General features: G+C 37.2%; 16 protein-coding genes. 10 read left to right on the forward strand and 6 right to left on the reverse strand.

Going from position 1 to position 19,136, the window contains the following annotated elements; genetic code table 11:
* Positions 1 to 8 precede the first annotated feature (8 nt).
* Positions 9 to 878, forward strand: coding sequence for a GLPGLI family protein (locus tag J2T03_RS01745; protein ID WP_307209087.1), 870 nt, complete (start codon positions 9 to 11; stop codon positions 876 to 878).
* Between the two features lie 58 nt (positions 879 to 936).
* Here the strand turns inward: J2T03_RS01745 and fsa are convergent, their stop codons facing one another.
* Positions 937 to 1,590 (reverse strand): fructose-6-phosphate aldolase, encoded by a 654-nt coding sequence (gene fsa / locus J2T03_RS01750; protein WP_307209089.1) that lies wholly within the window; start codon positions 1,588 to 1,590, stop codon positions 937 to 939.
* A 201-nt stretch (positions 1,591 to 1,791) separates the two neighbouring features.
* Between fsa and J2T03_RS01755 the strand changes: the two genes are divergently transcribed.
* Positions 1,792 to 2,280 (forward strand): YdeI/OmpD-associated family protein, encoded by a 489-nt coding sequence (locus J2T03_RS01755; RefSeq protein WP_307209091.1) that lies wholly within the window; start codon positions 1,792 to 1,794, stop codon positions 2,278 to 2,280.
* 76 nt (positions 2,281 to 2,356) lie between these two features.
* Here J2T03_RS01755 and J2T03_RS01760 read toward each other — a convergent pair whose 3' ends face one another.
* Positions 2,357 to 2,920 carry a tetratricopeptide repeat protein gene (locus J2T03_RS01760; RefSeq protein WP_306843058.1) on the reverse strand — a complete coding sequence of 188 codons (564 nt, stop codon included), beginning with the start codon at positions 2,918 to 2,920 and terminating at the stop codon, positions 2,357 to 2,359.
* 194 nt (positions 2,921 to 3,114) lie between these two features.
* Between J2T03_RS01760 and pepE the strand changes: the two genes are divergently transcribed.
* The 4 genes from pepE (at position 3,115) to blaIND (ending at position 7,457) form a co-directional block, all read left to right on the forward strand.
* On the forward strand, positions 3,115 to 3,807 hold the full coding sequence (pepE, locus tag J2T03_RS01765) for a dipeptidase PepE (RefSeq protein ID WP_307209093.1): 693 nt from the start codon (positions 3,115 to 3,117) through the stop codon (positions 3,805 to 3,807).
* A gap of 114 nt (positions 3,808 to 3,921) precedes the next feature.
* A complete protein-coding gene (gene dacB, locus J2T03_RS01770; RefSeq protein WP_307209095.1) occupies positions 3,922 to 5,289 on the forward strand; it encodes a D-alanyl-D-alanine carboxypeptidase/D-alanyl-D-alanine endopeptidase in 1,368 nt (455 codons plus the stop codon).
* Between the two features lie 7 nt (positions 5,290 to 5,296).
* Positions 5,297 to 6,448, forward strand: coding sequence for a sensor histidine kinase (locus J2T03_RS01775; protein ID WP_306843055.1), 1,152 nt, complete (start codon positions 5,297 to 5,299; stop codon positions 6,446 to 6,448).
* 277 nt (positions 6,449 to 6,725) lie between these two features.
* Positions 6,726 to 7,457 (forward strand): IND family subclass B1 metallo-beta-lactamase, encoded by a 732-nt coding sequence (blaIND, locus tag J2T03_RS01780; RefSeq protein ID WP_307209097.1) that lies wholly within the window; start codon positions 6,726 to 6,728, stop codon positions 7,455 to 7,457.
* Positions 7,458 to 7,518: 61 nt separating this feature from the next.
* Here the strand turns inward: blaIND and J2T03_RS01785 are convergent, their stop codons facing one another.
* The 4 genes from J2T03_RS01785 to J2T03_RS01800 form a co-directional block, all read right to left on the reverse strand.
* Complete coding sequence (locus tag J2T03_RS01785) at positions 7,519 to 9,375, reverse strand: M61 family metallopeptidase (RefSeq protein WP_307209099.1); 1,857 nt, start codon at positions 9,373 to 9,375, stop codon at positions 7,519 to 7,521.
* Positions 9,376 to 9,558: 183 nt separating this feature from the next.
* Entirely contained in the window at positions 9,559 to 11,190 is a 1,632-nt protein-coding gene (locus tag J2T03_RS01790) for a M1 family metallopeptidase (protein WP_307209101.1), read from the reverse strand.
* A 213-nt stretch (positions 11,191 to 11,403) separates the two neighbouring features.
* Positions 11,404 to 12,231 carry a twin-arginine translocase subunit TatC gene (gene tatC, locus J2T03_RS01795; protein ID WP_307209102.1) on the reverse strand — a complete coding sequence of 276 codons (828 nt, stop codon included), beginning with the start codon at positions 12,229 to 12,231 and terminating at the stop codon, positions 11,404 to 11,406.
* A 221-nt stretch (positions 12,232 to 12,452) separates the two neighbouring features.
* Positions 12,453 to 13,412, reverse strand: a complete 960-nt coding sequence (locus J2T03_RS01800) for a KpsF/GutQ family sugar-phosphate isomerase (protein ID WP_307209103.1) — start codon at positions 13,410 to 13,412, stop codon at positions 12,453 to 12,455.
* Positions 13,413 to 13,570: 158 nt separating this feature from the next.
* Between J2T03_RS01800 and recQ the strand changes: the two genes are divergently transcribed.
* The 4 genes from recQ (at position 13,571) to lpdA (ending at position 19,031) form a co-directional block, all read left to right on the forward strand.
* Entirely contained in the window at positions 13,571 to 15,775 is a 2,205-nt protein-coding gene (gene recQ / locus J2T03_RS01805; RefSeq protein ID WP_307209105.1) for a DNA helicase RecQ, read from the forward strand.
* Between the two features lie 138 nt (positions 15,776 to 15,913).
* Entirely contained in the window at positions 15,914 to 16,996 is a 1,083-nt protein-coding gene (locus J2T03_RS01810) for a glycosyltransferase (protein WP_307209107.1), read from the forward strand.
* Positions 16,997 to 17,070: 74 nt separating this feature from the next.
* On the forward strand, positions 17,071 to 17,421 hold the full coding sequence (locus J2T03_RS01815) for a hypothetical protein (protein WP_307209109.1): 351 nt from the start codon (positions 17,071 to 17,073) through the stop codon (positions 17,419 to 17,421).
* Positions 17,422 to 17,627: 206 nt separating this feature from the next.
* The gene (gene lpdA, locus J2T03_RS01820; protein WP_307209111.1) at positions 17,628 to 19,031 is read left to right on the forward strand and encodes a dihydrolipoyl dehydrogenase; all 1,404 of its coding nucleotides are present in this window, start codon (positions 17,628 to 17,630) and stop codon (positions 19,029 to 19,031) included.
* Positions 19,032 to 19,136 lie beyond the last annotated feature (105 nt).

Here is a 19,136-nt window from a genome sequence, read left to right on the forward strand (position 1 = left end):
TCATTATCATGAAAAAAGTAATCACCTTATTCATTCTCCTATTAACCCTTTCAGTCGGTGCTCAGAGTCAAAGATTCATTTATGAGTATAGGTTTAGCATTGATTCTACAGCAAGAGATGTCCAGGAGACTGAAATAATGTTTCTGGATGTTATTCCGAAAGGATCTAAGTTTTATAGTAAAGATGTCTCTGAATCAGATTCTACCTGGGCAGCTGCTATGGATATACATGTTAAGCGTGGAATAGAAACGGATCTTTCAAAAATTAAGTTCAAAGGTAAAATTCGTTATAGTGTTGAAAAGTCATATCCTGATTATTCGGTAAATTTTTTCAATTCTCTGGGGATTGATATGTATATGGTAGAGGAGGGAAGAAAGCAAAAATGGAAAATTCTTCCTGACAAAGCAAAGATCGGAGAACTGGCTGCTCAAAAAGCTGTTTGCGAATTTGTTGGCAGAAAATGGATTGCATGGTTTACCACAGAGGTGCTCATTCAGGACGGACCCTATAAATTCTATGGGCTTCCCGGACTAATTGTAAAATTAGAGGATTCCAGCCAGACGCATTCATTCGAACTAAAGGGAATTAAAAAGCTTCCGGAAGGATATGAATGGAAGAGTTCCAGAGAGAATAAGCATGGTTTTGACCCCCTTATTAAATTGAATGAAACAAAATATAAACAAGCTTTTAAAGACTACTGTAAAGATCCAATGAAAAGTGAAAAGCTGATGCAGGCACAAAGCCGTGATGTTTTGGAAATTGATGATTCGGGAAAATTGGTAAAAACTTCTAATGCGAAGAGAAATGATAGAGAAACGCAATTGATTAATCAAATTAAAAAGGAAAATAATATTCTGGAACTTGATCTGTTGAAATAAAAGAAAATCCCGGAACGAAAAAGTTCCGGGATTTTATATCTGAATAGCTTTTCAATAATTAAGCTAATTTTTGAGAATCTGCTACAAACTGAGCCAATCCGCTGTCTGTTAAAGGATGCTTCAACAAGCTCAAGATCGGAGGAAGTGGAGATGTAATCACATCTGCCCCTATTTTAGCACAGTCGATAATGTGCATAGAGTGACGGATAGATGCTGCCAGAATTTCAGTCTCATACATATAGTTGTCAAAAATTAATCTGATTTCCTGGATAAGGTTTAATCCGTCAGTAGAGATATCATCTAATCTTCCCAGGAAAGGAGAAACATAAGTAGCTCCTGCTTTAGCTGCCAAAAGTGCCTGCCCTGCAGAGAAAATAAGCGTACAGTTTGTTTTGATTCCTTTATCAGAAAAGTATTTTAAAGCTTTAATTCCGTCTTTAATCATCGGAATCTTTACCACAATATTCGGGTGAATGGCAGCCAATTCATCACCTTCTTTGATCATTTCTTCATACGTAGTAGACAATACTTCCGCAGAAATATCTCCGTCTACAAGTTCACAGATCGTTTTGTAATGATTTTTGATCGCTTCGTTCCCCTGAATTCCTTCTTTGGCCATTAAGGAAGGATTGGTAGTTACCCCATCTAAAATTCCAAGGTCTCTTGCTTCTTTGATCTGCTCTAAATTGGCTGTGTCAATAAAAAATTTCATTTCGTTTGATAGATTTATTCCTGCAAAGATAATGATTCCCTTTGTGAGTGGAAAATTTTAATTTTGGTAGAAGTTAGAAGTTAGGGTAGAAAGATTAAGGAATGTTTGTAACTCATAATGTATAAGCTGTAACCCGAATTTCACAACCTCGTATCACATATTCCACAATTCATTTATCATAAAATATTATCTTTGTTAAACATGAAGAACAGCAGTTTTACAGCCGTACTGGAAATTATCGGTATCAATCCTTTTGTTTTTGTTCCTGAAGAGATCTTAAGTGAAATTTTCAGGGCAGCAGGAAAGGATAAAAGCCCTGTTCCTGTAAAAGGGACCATAAACGGAAAAGAATTCAGACAAAACCTGATGAAATATCTGGGTGAGTGGAGGCTGTATGTGAATCTTTTAATGCTTAAAAACTCCCCCAAAAGAATAGGAGAAATAATTGAGGTATCTATTGAATTTGATGATTCAGACCGGACAATTTCTATTCATCCCAAACTGGAGGCTGCTATTAAAGCAAGTGCTGTAGCAACCCGTAATTTTGAAAACCTGATTCCGTCCAGGAAACACGAACTGATCCGGTATATCAACAATCTTAAAACCAATACCGGTATCGAAAGGAATATTGAAAAAATCATCCGGCATCTCCATGGAGAAACGGATTTCTTCGGTAAAAAAATTGATTAAATAAAAAACTGTCGAGAATTAAAACCAATTGGGAAAAATAAAATCCGGAAATTATTTTCCGGATTTTATTTTTTTATTATGAATTTAAAACTTTGCTAAGCTTTAGTGCGTCCTGATTGGTAGGATCATATTCTAGAGATTTAGCAATATGTTCTTTTGCTTTGTTAGGGTCACTTTTCTGTTCTGTAAAAGCAAGATAAAAATAAGCATAAGCCAGATTTTTCTTATTTTGCTCTACTTCCTCAGGTTTTACAGTGGCAATATACTTTTCATAAGCAATTTTGGCATTGGCATCATCTTTTGCAGACTGATAGGCATAGGCCTGGCTGTAATAAGACGGAGCCCAGTCCGGTAGCAAAACAGATATTTTTTTCCATGTTTCAACTGCATTAGTCCAATCTGAAGCCTCCTGATAAGCTGTTGCCAACTTTGAAAGCGCTTCTGTATCTTTTGGATTGGCTTCAATCTGTTTTTTAAGACCGTCAATAGTTGAATTGCTTCCTGTTTGCGCTGTAGCAGCTGTATTTGCTGTATTATTTGCACTGTCCGTTTTAGTAGTTTGTGCATTGACAAGGCTTGCAGTTCCGGCAAGTATTAAACCTAAAAACAAATTTTTGATATTAATTTTAGTCATTTTCATAATCTTACATTTTTTAAAATTGAATTCTAAAATTCAATAATAATTCCAGAAAAACTTAAATTTTAGAGCCTTTAAGTTTTTTTAGAGAATATTAACGGATAAAATGTTTTTTTTAGCTTAATTTTTGATTCGTCAGGGATTGAGTTTATCTTTGTAATTTAACCGTTTTTAATAATCAATATAATTTTCCCTGTATGAATATCATATTAGCGTCTACTTCCACAATTTTTGGAGGAGAATATTTAGAATACTTAAGAGAAGAATTAATTAAACTATATAAAGGAGTTGATGAAATCATTTTCATTCCTTTCGCAAGGCCCGGCGGAATTTCCCATGACGATTATACGGCAAAAGCACGTTCTTTCTTTGAAAGCATCAACATTAAAGTAAAAGGTATTCACGAATTTGAAAATAAAACAGAAGCTTTGAATAATGCTCAGGGATATTTTACAGGCGGAGGGAACACTTTCTTACTGGTAAAAACATTGCATGAAGAAGGCCTGATGTCTGTTTTGAAGAAAAATGTCGAATCAGGGAAAGCTTACCTGGGATGCAGTGCCGGGAGCAATATCGGAGGCCAGAATATGAAAACGACAAATGACATGCCTATTGTTTATCCGCCAAGTTTCGACTGTATGGGACTTGTTCCGTTCAATCTCAATCCGCATTATCTGGACCCGAATCCTGATTTAAAGCATAACGGAGAAACGAGGGAAACCAGAATCAGAGAATTCCTGACCCAAAATGATACGAAAGTAATCGGGCTTCGTGAAGGAAATTGGATCAGAAGAACTGGAGATAAAATCACTGTAGAAGGTAGTGAAATGACAAGAATCTTTGAGAAAGATAAGGAACCTTACGAAATAGAGGCGGGAAGTATCCTTTAAGTCATCAAAACAAGCTCTTATTTTTATTATATTTGATCGGAAATTGAATAATGATGCTTCGTGAATTATGTTCAGGAAGTGTGACTATAAGTTTAGATTTATAAAAGCCTTGCAATGAAGAAAACACTTGCAGTTCTTATACTGTCGGTTCAGGTACTATCTGCCCAGAATATCGCGCAGAAGCTGGATAAAGCTACCAAAGATCTTATGGATTCTTCGGGAGCTGTTTCATCCAGTTTATCATTTTATGTGACAGATGAAAACGGGACATTTATTTATGAATATCAGGGCAATAAAGGCCTGTCAACAGCTTCTACGCAGAAAATTTTCACTGCGGGCGCGGCTCTTGAAACATTGGGAAATAATTATACCTATAAAACAACAGCAGGTTATTCCGGGAGCCTGTCCGCGGGAATTCTGAACGGGGATTTCATTATCAGTTCAAACGGCGACCCTACTCTGGGAAGCTGGAGGTATGAAGCTTACAAGCCTGAAAGCTTTAAAAAGGAACTGATTAAAACCCTTAAAAGCTCAGGAATTGAAAAAATATCCGGCAATCTGGTGATTGATGATTCTTATTTTGACCACCAGACGGTTCCTGGAGGATGGCCTTGGGATGACCTCGGCAACTATTACGGAGCAGGAGTCTGGGGAATCAACTGGAGGGAAAACCAGTTTGATATCAATATTACCGGGACAGAGTTTAAAGGCTTTTCCTATCCACTTGAAAATGTAAAATGGCTGAACGATCTGAAGGCTGGCGGCAGTTCTGATCAGAGTCTTATTTTTACTGCACCACATTCTGAAGTCGCATTAATCAACGGTACACTTCCAGCAGGAAAAACAGTCACGGTTTCCGGAGCTGTACCCAATCCTCCGCTGCAGCTGGGAAAAGAATTACAGCAATGGCTTAAAGAGTCAGGTATTGAACTCACCGGAAAAGTCACCACCAGCTCACAACTCGAACTGGAAGGGAAAGTGATACCGGGAGCTCCAAAGAATGTAATTCTTACCTACCAGTCTCCAACTTTGGATAAAATAATTTATTGGTTTCTCCGGAAAAGTGTCAATCTTTATGGTGAAGCTTTAATTAAAACCTTAGGAAAAGAAAAGAATGGGAACTCCAGTTTTAAGAACGGAGTTGCCTATTTAAAAGAATTCTGGAAATCTAAAGGGATTAATCCGAATATGATCAATTTTGCCGATGGAAGTGGACTTTCTCCGCAAAATTATGTTGCTGCCAAAGCTGAAGTACAGGCTTTGCTGTATGCAAAAAAACAGCCTTGGTTTGATGCTTATTATGACGGCTTCCCGGTTCAGGACGGAATTAAAATGAAAAGCGGAACCATGAGGGATACCAAATCCTTTGCGGGATATCATACGTCCAAGGACGGTAAAAAATATGTATTTTCAATCATTATCAATAACTATCAGGGAAGCGGAAGTACAGAACTGCAGAAAATTCTGAATGTCTTAAAATAAAAGCAACTTGAGGAAATCTATACTTACCAGACTGAATAACTGGATTATATTCTTACTGATGACTTTGGTAGTTGTCACTGTTGTTGTTGCCTCAACGATTCTTATTAATTTTCTCAGGAAAGAGGAAATCAAGCGGGTGGATATTCTGGTAAGTGCACTGAAATTCCAGCAGGAAGTAACTCCCAGCCTGGAAGTTCAGGAATTGATTCTCAAAATATACAGCTCCAATAACACGATTCCAATGATTGTATTGGACAGGGACGACAGGCCTATGGTTCACAAAAATATTCCGAAGGAAATAGAAAATGATCAGGCTCAGGTAACCCTGCTGGCCAAAAAAATGGCAAAAAGTTATCCTCCGATTGAAATTAAGGTGCCTGACGGCAATAATCAGTTTGTTTATTATGACAACTCCAGACTGCTCAACGATTTAAGGTATTCCCCTTTTATATTAGGTTTTTTTATTCTAAGCTATTTTCTTTTCTCTTTCTGGTTCCTGCGAACCATCAAAAAAACAGATGAAGGTTATCTTTGGGCCGGACTTGCCAAAGAAACAGCCCATCAGATCGGAACGCCTTTATCATCCATGATAGGCTGGATGGAGATTATGAAACTGGATAATCCGGAGTCTGAAGGTGTTTACGAGATTGAAAAAGATATTGAAAGGCTGAGAACTATTTCCGAGCGCTTTTCTAAAATAGGTTCTGTTCCCGAGCTGAACGACATGAATTTCAATGAGACCATCATAGAGAATTATAATTACCTTAAAACACGGATCTCAAAAAAAATAAGTTTCAGCTTGCATCTTCCTACCTATACCATTCTCGTTCCCCACAACAAGATCTTAATGAGCTGGGTCATAGAAAACTTGGTGAAAAATGCAGTGGATGCCATGAAAGGAGAAGGAACATTAGATATGTACGTTTTTGAAAGAAACAAAAATATCCTGATCGAAGTTAAAGATTCCGGAAGCGGAATGACAAAACAGCAGGCAAGAAATGCTTTTAAACCCGGTTATTCAACTAAGAAACGAGGCTGGGGGCTGGGGCTTTCTCTGGCTAAAAGGGTTATTCACGAATATCATAACGGAGATATTAAAATCTCCCAAACTGAAGTCGGAAAAGGAACCACATTCAGAATAACAATCGGGAAATCTTAAAATATTCTCCCTGTCGGGATACTCTAGTTCATCATCTGTTTTACGATGAGCTTCTTTGAACTTTTGTTTTAAAATTTTTACTGTAAGATAACGATTTACCTTAATTCTAGGGTATGATCTCCCACCTGTGCACCGGTTTTTTAGTATTAAAAAAAGTTAAATCGCTTCTGATGTGAATTATTTATACAAATTATGGATACCTTTGTTTCTCTTAAAAACACAAAATATTCCAGTTATTCTGTCCCATTAATTTAATCAATTTAATACTATAAAAATTATGAAGAAAAGTGTTAAAGCTTTTACAGTGTTGTCTTTATTCCTGGCTAATTTTTTTTATGCTCAGGTACGCGATTTTGTTATTGAACCACCTCTAAGCTCAAATCTCTATCTGTATAAGACATTCGGGGTTTTTGGCGGTAAAGAATATTCAACCAACGCACTTTATCTGATCACGAAAAAAGGAGTTGTCCTTTTTGATGTTCCGTGGCAGAAAACGCAGTATCAGAGCCTTATGGATACCATAAAAAAGCGTCATAACCTACCGGTAATTGCTGTATTTGCAACGCATTCACATTCTGACAGGGCAGGAGACCTGAGCTTTTACAATAATAAAGGAATCAAAACTTATGCTACTGCTAAAACCAACGAATTATTGAAAAAAGAAGGCAAAGCAACTTCAAATAATTTAATAAAAACCGGGCAAAAATATAAAATAGGAGGAGAAGAATTTATTGTAGATTTCCTGGGAGAAGGTCACACGGCAGATAATGTAGTGGTTTGGTTTCCAAAATATAATGTTCTGGATGGAGGCTGCCTGGTAAAAAGCAGCGCTGCAACAGATCTAGGCTACACCGGAGAGGCCAATGTACAGCAATGGCCATTGACAATGAAAAACCTGCAGGCTAAATATCCTTCCAGTGCCAAGGTAATTCCTGGACATGATGAATGGAAAGGTAATGAGCATGTAAAACATACTCTTGAACTTTTGCATAAGCAAAGTGCTCAATAGAAATACAGAAAAAGCGGGAAATCTTCCCGCTTTTTTATTACCTGTAAATTTAAAATTTCAATTACTTTTTTCCGGTCAGCCACTGATTCTGCAGCTTCTGTTCTGCCGGAGTTGGATTGGCCTTATACTGCAATGTTTCTATTGTCATTTTATCTAAAATAGCTTTCCCTTTAAGATCCATCTTATCGGTTTTGCTACCGTTTTTTCTGAGAATAGTAACAGTAACATCCTGTCCTTCCTTAATTGTTTTGGTATAACCTATAAACTCCTGCATCTTCTGAATATCAATTGTTTTTCCATCCAGAGCAACAATTTCGTCCGTGATTTTAAATCCTACACTCTTTGCAAAAGGAGATAATGCAGAGCTTTCATCAAATACAAAAGTGTTGTTTTTATCATTATATCCCGTTTGATTTGGATCTTTGATGAACCAGAAAAGGGGAGGTGTATCTTGCTTTTTGGCTTCTACGCCTACCATGTTCAGATATTCGATATAAGGTGTTGGCTGGTTTCCTGCGATATATTTATTGTAGAAATCCTTTACCTGTGGATAACCAGTTACTGTTACCAGTTCATCGATCAGTTTGTCATCCTTGAAAGGTTTGTTTTCTCCGAATCTCTGGGACAGTTTTCTGATCATATCACGATAACCCATTTCTCCGTTAGACAGTTTTCTCAGCTCAATATCAAGACACATGGTCAGCAATGCCCCCTTTTCATAAACGTTTCTGTACTGATCTTTATATTCATCCTTCAGAACATTTTTACTCATGACCGTAAATGGCATCGTATCGTCATAATTCTTTGAATTGGTAATTTTCTCATTGATTCTATGAAGAAACTCATCCTTATTGATCAGCCCTTCCTGGATCTGGAAAAGATTGGCAAAATATTCTGTTCCGCCTTCATACATCCATAAATGCTGGGACATTTTAGGATCAGCATAATCAAAATAATGGATCTCTTCAGAATGTGTTTTCAAAGGATTCACAGTATGGAAAAATTCATGGGAAACGACATCGGTAATCGTTTTATCAATAGCTTCTTTAGGCATCATTTCAGGAAGTACAACACTGGTTGATTCATGGTGCTCCAATGCCCCGAAACCTTTGATCTGCGGTCCGTCACCTCCTGAAAGGTAAAGCATGATCGCATATTTTTTATTGGTATTCATGTCGCCCAGGAATTTCTTCTGAGCCAGTACCATTTTTTCAAGGTTATCCTTAAAGTCTGCCGCTTTGTACTTTCCGGTAGGAGAATAAACGCCCAGTACCAGATCCATTCCTCCTGCATTGAAGGTGATATAATCCGGCTTGGTATACATCAGCGGAGAATCGGTTACTTTGGCATAATTGGCCAGTGTAAACGTATCTGTGGCATCAGATTTATCCTGATCCACCAGAGCTGTCGTTCCATAGAAGCCAGCAGGTTTCTGAACGACCAGCTGATACGGAACATCCTGCATATTGTCGATATACCCAATGAAGCCATGGGTATTGATCATGTATATTTTTCCTTCCTCGATATCAGTTCCCGACGGAGAAAACACAGCCTTATGCTTTGAATTGTCCATTTCATCATCAAAGCTGTCATTAACCAGATAGGTTATTTTGCTTAATGCCTTCGCATTTTTTAGCGAATAGGTATTGTCATTAACTTTGGTATATGTCAATTCCCGTCCTTTGTTATCATAAAATTTGATTCCTTCTACAAATCTGCCGTAATCATCTACAGAATACGTACCGGGAACGGTTTTCGGGAAATGAAACTTGATGTCTCCGGATTTCATTTTCGGAAACTCCATGGTAACGGCTACCTTGTCGTCTTTTACATTCACAAGATCAATCGTTGTTTTTATAGATTGGGCATTGGCCCAAAAAGTGGCGAAGAGCCCCAGACTGATTGCTGTTTTTCTCATTATGTTTAAATTTTATAGTTAAATAGTAGTTTTTTTGATCACTTTGTTACGGAATGCAGTATTAAACTTTTCTTAAAATTTTAAAAGAACTTTACAGACTTAGAAATCTGCAAAAACTCCATAACTGAAATAAAAAAAGGCAAACCGTACTGTAACGATTTTGCCTTTTGATCTTTGTTTCATTTACTGAACCTGATTATAATGGATATAATAGTTTTTGTTAAATTCTACCGGGGTAGTCTTTTTAAGCTTTACTGTTTGCCAGTTTTCGGTAGGATTGATGGTCTGGTCACCGTTAATAATTAAAGGAAGTTTAAGATCCTTAACCACATCTTTGTACCGGAATTTTAATGATTCTCCGTTTTGCGAATATTCAAGAGTAGGAATTTTTACTGTTCTTAAATATTGATTGAAGATACTCGACAGGTCAATTCCTGATTTAGAAGATATATAATCTTCAATCTGTTTTGTAGTAACCGTCTGGTGATAGAAATCTTTGCCTATACCTCTTAGGATCTGTCTGAATTTTTCATCATTATTGATCACCTGCCGTATAGTATGAAGCATATTGGCTCCTTTCGGATACATATCGCCGCTTCCTTCATTTCTCACGCCATACTTTCCGATAATGGGAATATCATTCTCTATGTTGTTACGGACGCCTATGGCATATATGTCGGCCGATTTTTTATCCATATATTTTTCTACGAAAAGAACTTCGGAATACATGGTGAAACTCTCATGGATCCACATATCTGCCTGGTCCTTTGCCGTAATATTATTGGCAAACCATTCGTGACCACTTTCATGGATGATGATATAATCCCATTTAAGACCTACGCCTGTTCCGGAAAGGTCTCTACCTCTGTAACCGTTTTGATAGTTGTTTCCATAAGCTACATTGCTCTGATGCTCCATACCCAGATAAGGAGAATCAACCAGTTTGTAAGAATCCTCGTAGAAAGGATATGGCCCGAACCAGTATTCAAATGCAGAAAGCATAGGCTTTACCTGCTGGAACTGTTTTTTTGCTTTTTCAAGGTTGTAATCTAATACCCAGTAATCCAGGTCAAGCTTTCCTTTTTCACCATCAAACGTATCTTTAAAATTGACATATTTACCAATATTCGGAATGATAGAATAAGCATTGATCGGATTTTTCACCTCCCACGTATAAGCTGTTTTGCCTCCTTCCGTTTTTTTGTCAGTAAGTCTTCCGTTTCCTACTCCTACAAGGTCGGTAGGGGTAATGATCTTCATAACAATACCGTTTTCCGGTTCATCACTCCAGATATCCTTTGTCGGAAGCCATATGGATGCTCCGATTCCTTCATCGGCAACGCTCATCCAAGGGTTTCCTTTTTCATCTTTGGTGAAGACCCAGCCTCCGTCCCAGGGCGCATTTTTTGCAATCGTGGGTTTTCCGGAATAGGTTACATTAATTGTATATTTTTCACCTTTTTTGAATTTCTTTTTGGCTGTGATGAAAATAAAATCATCATCCTGTTTATAGTTGACAATCGGAAAATTACCTTCCACTTTATCCGCTTTCATCGGCTTCTGCAAATCGATCTGGAAAACAGGATCAGTAACATCTTTAGTAATCTCAAAGCTGATTTTATTATATCCTTTAATGCTTTTCTCTGCAAAATCCGGCTCTACAGAAAGATCATATTTTTTGACATCCCAGAAATTCCTGAATTGAGTATCAGAGCCTTTTAGTGTATCCTGTTTTGTGAAAACCTTATCTTTTTCGAAGAACTGTCCGAAAACAAGTCCCGAAGCAAATAAAAGTGTATACGTCAGCTTTTTCATTTAAAATCAAATTAAATTCTATCAAAAATAGAAAAATTAATGGCACTATGGACTGTACAATAGAAAAATATAAAATGAAATACACAAATAAACTGAAGAACAGAACAGTGATTATGGAAAGTAATGTATAAAAAAGCCCGGCTAAAACCGGGCTGTGATATGATAAACTATAAAGTTTCAATGATAAACCGGCAATAACTAGCTTGAGCTGTACTACTTCTGTACTGTCGGAAGATTTCCAGCATTTTTCTGAACTTTTTTGTAGGTAAAAGAACACATAATGATACTGAATTCATACAGAATAAGCAGTGGAAAAGCAGCCATCAGCATACTTAAAACGTCAGCAGGGGTAATGATCGCAGCAACAACCATGATCAGAACAATAGCATGGCGGCGATAGGTCTTCATAAACATAGGGGTAAGAATTCCTATGCTGGTAAGGAAATAGATAAGAATAGGGAACAGGAAAATAACTCCCATACCTAAAATTACCTGTAGAAATAAAGTGGTATAATCACTTAAGTCATAAAGAGGAATGATGATATCGGAAATCTTAAAAATAACCCCGAAATTCACAGCGAATGGAAGAATCAGGAAGTAACCGCATAAAACCCCTGTCATAAACAGGATCCACACCGCATTGATAATAAAGATAGAATTCTTTCTCTCCTTAGGATGAAGAGCAGGACCGATAAACCTCCATAATTCCCAAACAATATAAGGAAAAGCACCTATCAGACCTCCGAAAACAGAAACAGCCATCATGACATTGAACTGTTGATAAAGCCGCTGTACACGAACCGGAAAATCTTTTGGAAGATGAATACTGTCTTCCCCTAAAAGCATTCTTGAAAAATGGTTGACTACCCTGAAAGTTGGAAAATCATTTCGGGTCGGACCAAAAAAGATATGATCCATGATCCAGTTGATATTGAATCCTACAGCCACAGCAACAATTATAATAGCAATAATTGAGCGGACAAGGTGGCCTCTTAATTCTCCAATATGTCCCAAAAAGGACATTTCTTTTTTTTCGTCCATATACTAAAGTCTCTCTAAAATAGCAAACCTGTAAAAAGTAAGCCGTTCAAGTCTGCGAAATTATGAAATAATAATCAGTATTTAGAATTATTGAGCGTGATTTTGCTGAAGTTTATAAGGGAAATACCTTCACATTTGGTTTTCTGAAAAAAACAGACGGTATTTTTATAGATACCGTCTGATGATGTATTGTGGTCAATGAAAAATGATTTTAAACAGAATTAATTGATCCCTTCATCAAGCAATGTATGAAGATCAATGATTCCGAAGTATTTTCCGTTTTCTGTAACGATGAGCTGGCCGATATTGTTTTCTTTCAGGATTTTCATAGCCTCTTTAGCGAGAGTATCCCTTTCAATGGTTTTAGGGTTGGCAGACATGATATCTTTTGCCTGGATCTTGCTGATATCATCACCTTTCATCAGCATTCTTCTCAAATCCCCGTCGGTGATCACTCCAATGATTTTTTCGTTACGTGTTACTACTGTGATTCCATGGCTTGATGCACTGATTGAAATAATAACATCTCTTACCGGAGCATTTTCTTCAACCTGAGGCTTCTGAGGGGATAGGAACTGATCTACTTTTGAAACCAGGTTCTTTCCTAAGCTTCCTCCCGGATGAAATTTGGCAAAATCATTCTCTCTGAAATCATTCAGCTCCATCAAAGCAACAGCCATAGCATCACCAAGTGCCATCTGGATCGTTGTGGAGCTTGTGGGTGCCAGTTTATTAGGACAGGCTTCCACGTCTACATGGGTGTCCAGAACAATTTCAGAGAACTCAGCAAGTTTACTGCTTCTATTTCCTGTCATCCCGATCAGGGCAGAAGAATAATCTCTTAAATAAGGAACAAGGTTTGCTATTTCAGGGGAATTTCCGGAATTAGAGATGCATAAAACCACATCCTGTTTCTGGATTACCCCAAGATCTCCATGGATGGCCTCAGAAGCGTGAAGGAATTGTGACGGAGTGCCTGTAGAATTTAAAGTAGCCACAATTTTATTGCCTACGTGGGCAGATTTTCCGATCCCCACAACAATTAATTTCCCTTTTGCCGAATGAATAATCTCTACTGCTCTGGCAAAATCTTCATTGATTCTGTTCTTTAATTTTTCAAGTTCTGAAATTTCTATCTCTAAAGTGCTTTTGGCAATTGAAATAATGTCGGTTCTTTCCATTTTATAATTTTAAAGCATACAAAAAATCCATTAAAAAACGTTATATTTAAAAAAGAATATTTAATATAAGTTTTATTTTTTATAAATTCGTTCGCTTTTATTTTAAGCAGAATTTTTATAACTTTGGGTTGGATGCAAATTTAGCAATAGAAAATTAGATGAACGCAAAAAAAGCCAATTTATCAGGCGAATTGAAAAAGTATTTCGGGTTTTCTACATTTAAAGGCCAGCAGGAACAAATTATTGAAAACCTACTCAGTGGGAAGGATATATTTGTCTTAATGCCGACAGGAGGTGGTAAATCATTATGCTATCAACTTCCGGCACTTATTTCAGAAGGTACGGCAATAGTAGTTTCGCCCTTAATAGCGTTAATGAAGAATCAGGTAGATGCGGTCAACGGTCTTTCATCTGATGACGGAGTAGCGCACGTTTTAAATTCATCATTAAATAAGACACAGACCAAACAGGTTTTTGACGACATCAAAGGAGGCAAGACCAAGCTTTTGTATGTCGCTCCGGAATCGTTGATCAAAGATGATTATCTGGATTTCCTTAAAGAAGTTAAGATTTCTTTCGTGGCTATTGATGAAGCGCACTGTATTTCAGAATGGGGACATGATTTCAGACCCGAATACAGAAATCTGAAATCGATTATTGACAGGATTGCGGAGGTTCCGGTGATCGCTTTAACAGCTACCGCAACGCCAAAAGTTCAGGATGACATCCAGAAAACTTTAGGAATGAGTGACGCGTTGGTTTTTAAAGAAAGTTTCAACCGTCCGAATCTTTATTATGAAGTACGTCCTAAAGTCAATGTAGATAAGGAGATCGTAAGATTTATCAATCAACATAAAGGGAAATCGGGCATTGTTTACTGCTTAAGCAGAAGAAAAGTGGAAGAATTTGCCCAGCTGCTGCAGGTAAACGGGATCAATGCGCTTCCATACCATGCCGGCCTGGACCAGAAAGTGAGGGTAGCCAATCAGGATAAATTTCTAATGGAAGAAGTAGATGTTATTGTAGCTACAATAGCCTTTGGAATGGGGATCGACAAGCCGGATGTACGTTTCGTGATCCACTATGATTTTCCTAAATCCCTGGAAAGCTATTATCAGGAAACAGGAAGGGCAGGACGAGACGGTGGCGAAGGTCATTGTCTGGCATTTTATGACCCTAAGGATATTGAAAAACTGGAGAAATTCCTCGCTCAGAAACCTGTTTCCGAAAGAGAAATCGGATTACAGCTTTTAAATGAGGTGGTGGGCTATGCTGAAACCTCAATGAGCAGAAGACAGTATATTCTTTATTATTTCGGTGAGAACTTTGACCCCGTAAAAGGAGATGGAGCCAATATGTGTGACAACTCTTCTAACCCTCCAAAATTAAAAGAAGCAACATCGGATCTGAAAAAGGTTTTGACACTTATTAAAGATACCGGAGAAAAATTCAAGTCTAAAGATCTGATCTCAGTGATTGTCGGAAAAGAAAATGCAGTGACAAAATCATATAAATTAGAGCAGACTTCTCATTTCGGTTTTGGAAAAGAGGAAAAAGACAACTACTGGAAAACTATTTTGAGGCAGGCTACTGTTCAGGGTTTTCTGCAGAAAGATATTGAAACCTACGGTGTTTTGAAAATGTCTGATAAGGCAAGAAACTTCTTAGAAAAACAATCTAAAGAACCATTCTTAATTGCAGAAGACAGGGAATTTGATCTTTCCCAGACCAAAGCAGAGAGCGAGCAGGTACAGATGCAGGCCAGCACAGGTTTGGATCAGAATCTCTTCGGGCAGTTAAAAGATCTGAGAAAAAAAGTAGCCAAAAAACATGGAATTCCGCCTTACACGGTTTTCATGGATCCAAGTCTGGAAGATATGACTGTTCAGTATCCTATTTCACTGGAAGAAATTGCTAAGATCTATGGGGTAGGAGAAGGAAAAGCCAAAAAGTATGGTAAAGAATTCGCAGACTTTATTAAAGCTTACGTTGAAGAAAATAATATCGAACGTACGCAGGATATGGTTTTGAAACAGGTGGCAAACAAATCCAGCCATAAAGTTTTCATTATCCAGAGTACCGATAAAAAAATAGACCTCGAAGACATTGCAAGAGCCAAAAACCTTTCCATGAATGAACTTTTAAAAGAAATGGAAAGTATCGTTTATCAGGGGACCAAGCTGAATATCGACTATTATATTGAAGATAATTTCGATGAAGATATTGTAGACGGCTTCATGGAATTCATGACCGAATCTGAAAGTGACAGCATGAAAGTGCTTCTCGATGAATTCGGAGATGAGCTTTCTGATGAGGAGGTGAGAATGCTGAGGATAAAATTCATCAGCGATGTAGCAAATTAAAAAAATCCAGTATATTTTAAACATAAGCTCTTCTTTGGAAGGGCTTTTTTAAGCTAATAACTTGTTTTATTAACTTTAATGAAATGTTCCGGATACCAATATTTGAAACTTAATAAAACTTTTTACTAACTTTAACTGATGAAAAAAATATCTGTCATATTTATTCTGCCGGACCTGGAAACCGGTGGTGCAGAAAGAATTGTTACCACCATAGCCAATCACCTTTCAAGAGACCGGTTTGAACCAAAAATCCTATTGCTTCGCAAACAGGGCGGATATCTTAATTTTCTTAAAAAAGATGTTGAAATTATAGACATCAATACGGAAAGGATCAGGCATTCTTTAAAGCCTATTTTAGGTGAGATTTATCGTAGAAAACCCGATATTGTATTTTCAGGTTTTGGTGAAGTAAATGCTTATCTGGCCTTATTTATTAGGCTTTTCCCAAGGACAAAATTCATTGCCAGGGAAACAAATGTAGTTACACAGCATGTAACCCGGAAAGAGATTAAATTCTTCTATAATTTTTATAATAATTATCAGAGGATCATTGCTCAGAGTGATGATATGATGCATGATCTTGTAGATAATTTTAACATTAAAAAGAAGAAAATAGTAAAAATAAACAACCCTGTCGATTTTGATTTTATCAATGAAAAATTGGGCGTTTCTGCCAAGCCGGAAAGTTTTAAATACAACTATAAAAATGTTGTGGCCATAGGAAATCTATCAGCCAGAAAAGGTTTTGACAACCTGCTGAAAGTATTTTCAAGGCTTAAAAATGAAAATATTATGCTTCACATTCTGGGCGATGGGAAAGATAAAGACGTATTGCTCCAAATGAAAGATTTTCTGGGACTGAAAAATGTTATTTTCCATGGCAGGCAGGATAATCCTTACCAGTATTTAAAATACGCAGATCTCTTCATTCTGTCTTCAAGATATGAAGGTTTCCCGAATGTTCTTTTGGAGGCAGGGGCCTGCGGAACTTATTCTTTGGCCAATAACTGTCCGGGAGGTATCAATGAGATCATTCAGCATCAGGTGAACGGAGAAGTTTCAAATATTGAAAATTATGAAGATTTTTCCCAAAAAATCATGAAAGTTTTACAGGGAAATTATAACCGTGACGGAATAAAAAATTCTATAAGGTCGAGATTTTCAAAGGATATTATTCTGGACAAATATGAGAAGGTTTTGTTGGATCTGATGAAGAAATAATTGTTGGATTTGCGTTATGGATTCGTATTTTTTACATTTGACCTTTAATTTTTATTTAAAATCAATATTCATCAATGAATAAAATCCCCAAAATTGGATGTGCTTGTGAAAAACCGAGCTCAAACTATACCGAATACCGAAGTTCTGAATTAGGAATAGACCATACTAACGGAAGATATGCAGAAGTAACGATTCAACAGTGCAAACTTTGTCAAAGAATATGGATCCGTTATTTTGTTGAATTTGAACATTATTCTAAATCGGGAAGATGGTACAAAGGAATCGTTTCGAAAAAAGACCGCTTACAAATAACCCCTGAAAATACGGTTGACTATTTAGAAAACCTTGAATGGTATGTTTATGGAGGTTCGTTTTTTGAAAGTACCGGAACCTTTGGGCAGGGAAAAATAAATGTAGATGCATGAGTTCTGTAAAAATATAGATGAGTAAATTGGAATTCCTCATATTTTTCTTGCAGTAATTATATAGATAAATGCCAATAGATACTCATTATTTTTTTTAAATCCAAAATGATATATAAACTTGACAAAACTCACTTGGGAGTGTGGCAATTAATCAGTAAATTTGTGAGAATTAAGAAAGATAATAATAAACAAATTCATACAATAACATGAGTCAATTCGATGTTACCGTAATCGGTTCTGGTCCTGGAGGTTATGTAGCTGCGATCCGTGCAGCACAGTTAGGTTTCAAAACAGCAATTATTGAGAAATATTCAACTTTAGGCGGAACATGTCTTAACGTTGGATGTATTCCGTCAAAAGCGCTTTTAGACAGCTCTGAGCATTTCGAAAACGCGAAGCACAACTTTGCCGGCCACGGAATCATTATCAATGAACCACAGGCTGATATTGCAAGAATGATTGAGCGTAAGAACGAAGTGGTAAAACAGAATACAGATGGAATCAACTACCTGATGAGCAAAAACAAAATCACTGTTTTTGAGGGATTGGGAAGTTTCGAATCTGCTACTCAGATCAAAGTAGCGAAAAACGACGGTTCTTCTGAAACCATCGAATCCAAATATACCATTATTGCAACAGGTTCCAAGCCGTCTTCTTTACCTTTTATTTCTATTGATAAAGAAAGAGTGATCACTTCTACAGAAGCATTAAACCTTAAAGAAATTCCTAAGCACTTGGTAGTAATCGGTGGTGGAGTAATCGGTCTTGAATTAGGTTCTGTATACTTAAGATTGGGAGCTCAGGTAACTGTTGTTGAATTCATGGATAAGATCATTCCTGGAATGGACGGAGCTTTAAGCAAGGAACTGACTAAAGTTCTTAAGAAACAAGGAATGAAATTTATGCTTTCTACTGCTGTTTCTGCTGTTGAAAGAAACGGAGATACCGTAAAGATCACCGCTAAAGACAAAAAAGGAGAAGAAGTAACGGTAGAAGGGGATTACTGTCTAGTATCTGTAGGTAGAAAGCCTTACACAGACGGTCTTGCTCTTGAAAAGGCAGGGGTTGAACTTGACGAAAGAGGAAGAGTAAAAACAAACGACCATTTACAGACTAACATTGCCAACATCTATGCGATCGGTGATGTGATCAAAGGAGCGATGCTTGCTCACAAAGCGGAAGAAGAAGGAGTTTTGGTTGCTGAAATCCTGGCAGGCCAGAAACCTCATATCAACTACAACCTGATCCCTGGTGTTGTGTACACTTGGCCTGAAGTTGCCGGAGTTGGTAAAACAGAAGAGCAGCTGAAAGAAGAAGGAGTAGCTTACAAAGTGGGTTCTTTCCCTATGAGAGCGTTAGGTAGAAGCCGTGCAAGTGGTGATGTCGACGGTCTTGTAAAGATCATTGCAGACGAAAAAACAGACGAAGTATTAGGAATGCATATCATTGGAGCCAGAGCTGCCGACCTTATTGCAGAAGGGGTAATTGCTATGGAATTCCGTGCAAGTGCTGAAGATATTGCAAGAAGCTCTCATGCCCACCCAACGTATGCGGAAGCTATTAAAGAAGCGGCTTTAGATGCAACAGGGAAGAGACCTATACATATGTAATTTTGATTGAAAGATTTAAAATTCAAATATTTAAAATTAAAGAGAAGCAAAATGCTTCTCTTTTTTTATAACCAAATAAAAATGATTATTTATCTTTATAATTCC

The sequence above is a fragment of the Chryseobacterium lathyri genome, assembly GCF_030812195.1.
GTDB classification, from domain to species: Bacteria; Bacteroidota; Bacteroidia; order Flavobacteriales; family Weeksellaceae; genus Chryseobacterium; species Chryseobacterium lathyri_A.

Excerpts from the sequence above, each read along its gene's own strand:
- J2T03_RS01745 (WP_307209087.1), top strand. The coding sequence starts at position 9 with ATGAAAAAAGTAATCACCTTATTCATTCTCCTATTAACCCTTTCAGTC.
- fsa (WP_307209089.1), bottom strand. The coding sequence starts at position 1,590 with ATGAAATTTTTTATTGACACAGCCAATTTAGAGCAGATCAAAGAAGCA.
- J2T03_RS01755 (WP_307209091.1), top strand. The coding sequence starts at position 1,792 with ATGAAGAACAGCAGTTTTACAGCCGTACTGGAAATTATCGGTATCAAT.
- J2T03_RS01760 (WP_306843058.1), bottom strand. The coding sequence starts at position 2,920 with ATGAAAATGACTAAAATTAATATCAAAAATTTGTTTTTAGGTTTAATA.
- pepE (WP_307209093.1), top strand. The coding sequence starts at position 3,115 with ATGAATATCATATTAGCGTCTACTTCCACAATTTTTGGAGGAGAATAT.
- dacB (WP_307209095.1), top strand. The coding sequence starts at position 3,922 with ATGAAGAAAACACTTGCAGTTCTTATACTGTCGGTTCAGGTACTATCT.
- blaIND (WP_307209097.1), top strand. The coding sequence starts at position 6,726 with ATGAAGAAAAGTGTTAAAGCTTTTACAGTGTTGTCTTTATTCCTGGCT.
- J2T03_RS01785 (WP_307209099.1), bottom strand. The coding sequence starts at position 9,375 with ATGAGAAAAACAGCAATCAGTCTGGGGCTCTTCGCCACTTTTTGGGCC.
- J2T03_RS01790 (WP_307209101.1), bottom strand. The coding sequence starts at position 11,190 with ATGAAAAAGCTGACGTATACACTTTTATTTGCTTCGGGACTTGTTTTC.
- tatC (WP_307209102.1), bottom strand. The coding sequence starts at position 12,231 with ATGGACGAAAAAAAAGAAATGTCCTTTTTGGGACATATTGGAGAATTA.
- J2T03_RS01800 (WP_307209103.1), bottom strand. The coding sequence starts at position 13,412 with ATGGAAAGAACCGACATTATTTCAATTGCCAAAAGCACTTTAGAGATA.
- recQ (WP_307209105.1), top strand. The coding sequence starts at position 13,571 with ATGAACGCAAAAAAAGCCAATTTATCAGGCGAATTGAAAAAGTATTTC.
- J2T03_RS01810 (WP_307209107.1), top strand. The coding sequence starts at position 15,914 with ATGAAAAAAATATCTGTCATATTTATTCTGCCGGACCTGGAAACCGGT.
- J2T03_RS01815 (WP_307209109.1), top strand. The coding sequence starts at position 17,071 with ATGAATAAAATCCCCAAAATTGGATGTGCTTGTGAAAAACCGAGCTCA.
- lpdA (WP_307209111.1), top strand. The coding sequence starts at position 17,628 with ATGAGTCAATTCGATGTTACCGTAATCGGTTCTGGTCCTGGAGGTTAT.